The organism is Pseudoalteromonas sp. P1-9, assembly GCF_001399975.1.
Classification (GTDB): domain Bacteria; phylum Pseudomonadota; class Gammaproteobacteria; order Enterobacterales; family Alteromonadaceae; genus Pseudoalteromonas.
In genome coordinates, this window is record NZ_LKBD01000076.1 from 1 (window position 1) to 4820 (window position 4820).

General features: G+C 38.2%; 3 protein-coding genes and 1 pseudogene. 3 read left to right on the forward strand and 1 reads right to left on the reverse strand.

What is annotated here, in order from left to right; all coding sequences use genetic code 11:
- Together tuf and AN214_RS21355 are read left to right on the forward strand one after the other, a co-directional pair.
- Positions 1-150 (forward strand): annotated as a pseudogene (tuf, locus tag AN214_RS22350) (elongation factor Tu); the annotation flags it as partial.
- A gap of 474 nt (positions 151-624) precedes the next feature.
- A complete protein-coding gene (locus AN214_RS21355; protein ID WP_054981565.1) occupies positions 625-3336 on the forward strand; it encodes an ATP-binding protein in 2712 nt (903 codons plus the stop codon).
- A 23-nt stretch (positions 3337-3359) separates the two neighbouring features.
- Here the strand turns inward: AN214_RS21355 and AN214_RS21360 are convergent, their stop codons facing one another.
- Complete coding sequence (locus AN214_RS21360) at positions 3360-3770, reverse strand: VOC family protein (protein ID WP_054981566.1); 411 nt, start codon at positions 3768-3770, stop codon at positions 3360-3362.
- A 219-nt stretch (positions 3771-3989) separates the two neighbouring features.
- Between AN214_RS21360 and AN214_RS21365 the strand changes: the two genes are divergently transcribed.
- Positions 3990-4463 (forward strand): GNAT family N-acetyltransferase, encoded by a 474-nt coding sequence (locus AN214_RS21365; RefSeq protein WP_054981567.1) that lies wholly within the window; start codon positions 3990-3992, stop codon positions 4461-4463.
- Positions 4464-4820: the final 357 nt, after the last annotated feature.

Sequence of the window (4820 nt, forward strand, 5' to 3'; positions counted from 1 at the left end):
GATGGCGTAGAAATGGTAATGCCAGGCGACAACATCAAGATGACTGTTGAGCTAATCGTTCCAATCGCGATGGACGAAGGTCTACGTTTCGCGATCCGTGAAGGTGGCCGTACAGTAGGTGCTGGTGTTGTAGCAACTATCGAAGACTAATTCTTGATAGTTAATGCATAAGCATCGAAAAACCCGAGTTTAAGCTCGGGTTTTTTTATGTCAAAAATATCTATATTTTGTTTAATTTAACGTTCTCGTTTCACATCATTTTATATCGCCGACCGCTTGGCGATAACTTGTCTTGAGCAGTCGCTCAGAAATAGCGTACTTGGCTTTAAAGCATGTTACTTTGTAGTGCTGTTGAATGAAGGGAACTTCGTCATTCGCTATTCATTAATATTCAACGTTACTTATTAGTCCATATTGCGCTTGTTGCACGATTAACGCTTCGCTACCACAAGAGTTAAGTATTGCTCTGTTGTTTTAGAAAGCGCAATGCGATTTTATACGAGCTATAATTTTTCTAGATTCTTTAGCCAGCACTTGCCATATTTAAGTATCTGATTAATCGTATTATGAGCTAACTTTTGTGCTATGTTTAAACAGTTCATTATACAAAAGAAGGCTTACTGAATGCCGCTTACTCTAACAAGATTACTTCGCAACGATGTGGTTGTTTTTGTACTTATCGTGCTTGGTTATTATTCTTTTGGTGTATTCGGTACTTTTTTTCGTATAGAGCCTGGTTTTGCGAGCGCAGTATGGCCAGCTGCAGGGTACGCCGCAATTGTTGCATTACGCTATGGTAGTAAGGCATATATACCACTTTTTGTCGGCGCTTTACTGGCGAATATTTATAGTTCAGGAAACGATATTTTTTCCATTTCTGCTTCCGATTTAATGTGGAACAGTGTTCGTGCCGCGGGCGCTTTGTTGCAGGCCGCCATTAGCTGTTTGCTCCTAAAAAAGTTGTGTGATTTTCCACTTAGCTTAAATGCGGCAAAACCTTTGTTAAAAGCGCTAGTTTTAGTCAGCCCGTTTGCTTGTATGGTTTCTGCAACAATTGGTACTAGCTCTTTATACTTACAAGGTATTATTCCATTTAGTATCGTCGATTTTGTTTGGTTCACTTGGTGGGTTGGTGACAGTGTTGGTGTGCTGTTTTTCTTCCCATTATTTGGCATGTTACTTCCATCTAAGCTTTTTAGGCCAGTGAGTAACGTTAAAGTTGTATTGGTTACTGGTAGCTTATTGCTGATATCAGTGTGCTTTACATTTTCTTATTCAAAAGAAGTGTATCGTAAAAATTTAAACCTAACTTTCGCAGATATTACTGAAAAGAAAGTTTATGAATTACAAATACTCAAACGACAAATCGAAACTAACCTGTTTGCTTTGGCAACTTTGTTTCGTAATGGTATTGATCCCAATATTGATGAATTTCAGTTAATTGCATCGTCTCTTAATAATGGCGGTATTCCTTACCGTGCAATTGCTTGGTTAGACTGTTTAGAGCGTGAAGAGTCGCAAGCTTGGTATGAAAAGCAGTCTGAACGAGGGCTGGAAGGGTCAAAACTTAGAGTCATCGATGAAAGCAGGCAGTTTTCACAAATATTTCCGATCAGTCTAACAGCGCCATACTCCATTAATAGTTTGGCTATAGGTCTCGATTTAGCGAGTCACCCAATTGCAGGTGATACCGTATTTGAAGCGATAAAATCACGGGCAATTAAAGCAACACCGCCAGTTCGCTTACAGCAACAGTCAGATAAATTAACAGGTAATGTAATTTACTTTCCGGTCTTTAGAAATAGTGACGACAAGCTATTAGGTATTGCCGAAGTGGTTATTGAAGTTGATAAATCGCTTGAAAAGCTAATGCTTGAAGATCTCTCTTCAGATTATTATCACTTTTCAATTTCAGATAAGCAATCGCCTAGTTCGCCGTATGTTGCAGGTCTAGAACAACAACATAATACGAGCCATAGCTTACACTTCGCTAAATCTTATCAGTTAGCGTGGTTTGGCCGCGATTGGCTAGTTCATTTTGAGAGTACTGATAGTTTTGAAAATACCAAAAAGGATTGGTTAAGTTGGCTTACACTCATTGTGGGTTTTATTATTGCGGCAATTGGTGTGATGTTTACTTTAATTATTGCGGGTTTTAACGAGCAGCTAAAGCGTAAGGTAAAAGACAAAACAGCACAATTGGCCACAGTAATTGAACAACTCAAAAAAGCAGACCAAGTAAAGAACGAATTTATTGCAAATATGAGTCATGAAATTCGTACCCCGTTAAATGTTGTTTTATCCACATTGCAATTACTAAGAAAATCCAAACAAGCGAAAAAAGAGCAAGAGCTAACTGACAGTGCGCTCTCTTCGGGTAAAACACTACTAACTATAATTAATGATATTCTCGATGTATCTAAGCTGGAAGCAGGAAAACTCGAAATTGAATCTACCGAATTTGATTTAGAGAAATTGATTCAAGACACAGTAACCGAGCAAAAGAGTATTGCGGATGAAAAACAATTGGAAGTTAAGCTGCATTCAACGTCTTCAGTAACAGGTGTGTGGAAAGGTGACCCGACGCGTATTAAGCAGATCTTATTCAACTTAATTAGTAACGCGATAAAATTTACAGACTTAGGTCAAATTGACGTGAAGGTTACAAAGTATAAGCGTGGTATTAAAGTAGAAGTTACAGATTCAGGTATTGGTATGAATGATACCCAGGTAACACGTTTGTTCGAACGGTTTGAACAAGCAGATACGTCGACAACACGTCGATTTGGGGGCACAGGTTTAGGGCTTGCAATTGTTGCACAACTCGTTCACTTAATGAAAGGTAAGATTGAAGTGACGAGTGAGTTAAACAAAGGATCTCAGTTTAAGCTCACAATTCCATTGATACACGAAAGTCGTGAAGTATTAAAACCAAGTGACGATGCACAGTTAACGATGCCTTCACTCAATGGCACAACCATTTTGTTGGCTGAAGATAATAAAGTAAATCAAACTGTGTTTAAGGCAATTATGGCGCCAGCGAAAGCAACACTATTAATAGCTGAAAATGGAAAACAAGCAATTGACTTATTTCAACAAGAAAACCCAGCCATCATTTTTATGGATATTCAAATGCCAGAGATGGATGGTGAACAAGCTTGCAAATATATTCGGCAGCTAAATAGCACCATTCCAATAGTAGCGTTAACAGCGAACGTACTTGAAAGTGATGTTACAAGATATTTAAGTGAAGGGTTTAACGCTCATCTTGCAAAACCCATCGATATTAATAAATTAATTGAGACCTTAGTCGAGTTAACTGTAACTAACGAATAACACATTAGAAGGCTCTGTACATGCTAATCGCTATTTCGCTCAGCAGGCAGATCACTTAAATACTCAACGAACTCAACTTCAAATCCATCAGGGTCAATAAAATAGGCATTTTTACGAAAAGAATGCTCACTGCCTTTATCGACAAAAAAACCTGCGTCACACATACGAATTATGAGCGCATCTAAATTATTCACAACATAGGCAAAGTGCGCTAGTCCTATTTGATGACCAGAGAGTTGTCTTATCCCTCCCTCACCATGGTCACTTAATGCAATATAATTAAAATCGTCGCCAAAGTGCAGCCATTGCCGTGGCTTGCCGTACCACTCTCCACTTCCTTTTGAACGAATTCGCCAATGTGGAAAAGCAGCTTGATAAAAAGTCAGTGACTTATTTAGATCAGTAACAACTAAATTAACGTGTTCCAAAAACATTGTGGGTCCTTATTTTAATGCTGAAGTTGATACCAAGACTGAATATTTGTTTAAAGTACAAAGGTAGCGTGTAAATGAGTGCATAAAATCATTCCTTAAATTGAAAAAGCAGGATGACCATAAAAGCTCAAGTTAGATTGAGGTAAAGCCCTATTTATATTTTTTTAAAAGCGGTTTTGTGTGATGATTGAAAAATTATTGGTCAAATGAGTGATAGCAGTGGAAGTAGTTGTAGTAGAACAAACCAACATGCGTGTGTATTTAAACTTGTTGCAAGGGTATGAAGCAGAGTTTTCAAAAGTCACAGGTAAATTACCTAACCATATGGGGCTGTTCGATCTCGACACAGAGCTGGTTGATAATGTTTTTGGTTTGCTCTGTTATTTAGAAGGTAAGCCAATTGGCTTTGCAGCAATCAAACAAATTGCTAGTAAACAATTTGAGGTGTGTGAGTTTTACATAGTTCCAAGTTTAAGAGAGCAAGGGTTAGGAAGTAAATTCGCGAGTTGGATTTGGCAACATTATGGTGGTGCATGGCAGATTAAACAGATTACGGGTGCAAGTAAGGCAACGCAATTTTGGCGAAACGCGATCACAAGTTTCAATACAAACTACTCTGAAACAAAGATTAATGATGAATATTGGGGTGAGGTGACGCAACAATCATTTAATACTGAAGTCCAAAATTCATAATTAAACCCGCTTCAAAGGGCATCTTTGACAAGAAAACGTACAAAAAAGAGCTGTTTTGTACGCATTTCACCCAAACGATCCAAAAAACTAAAAAAAGTTTGAAATAGGGGTTGATCCAAATTCGGATCTCTCTATAATGCGCCTCCACCAACACGGGGAACGACGCAGCATAGCAGCAAATCACGAGTTGGTTGAGTCAAGTAAAACTGAGTTTTGAAAGTTTTCAAAATAAAAAGAAAATAATCAAAATTAAGTGTTGACAAAAAATTAGGAAAGCGTAACATACGCAGCCCTAACAGCGACGAAGCGTCGCGGCAAACACAAGGTTGTTTGCACTGTTCTTTAAAAATTTAAGCA

Bases quoted from the DNA above. Each gene is read 5' to 3' on its own strand.
- AN214_RS21355 (WP_054981565.1), top strand. From the start codon at position 625: ATGCCGCTTACTCTAACAAGATTACTTCGCAACGATGTGGTTGTTTTT.
- AN214_RS21360 (WP_054981566.1), bottom strand. From the start codon at position 3,770: ATGTTTTTGGAACACGTTAATTTAGTTGTTACTGATCTAAATAAGTCA.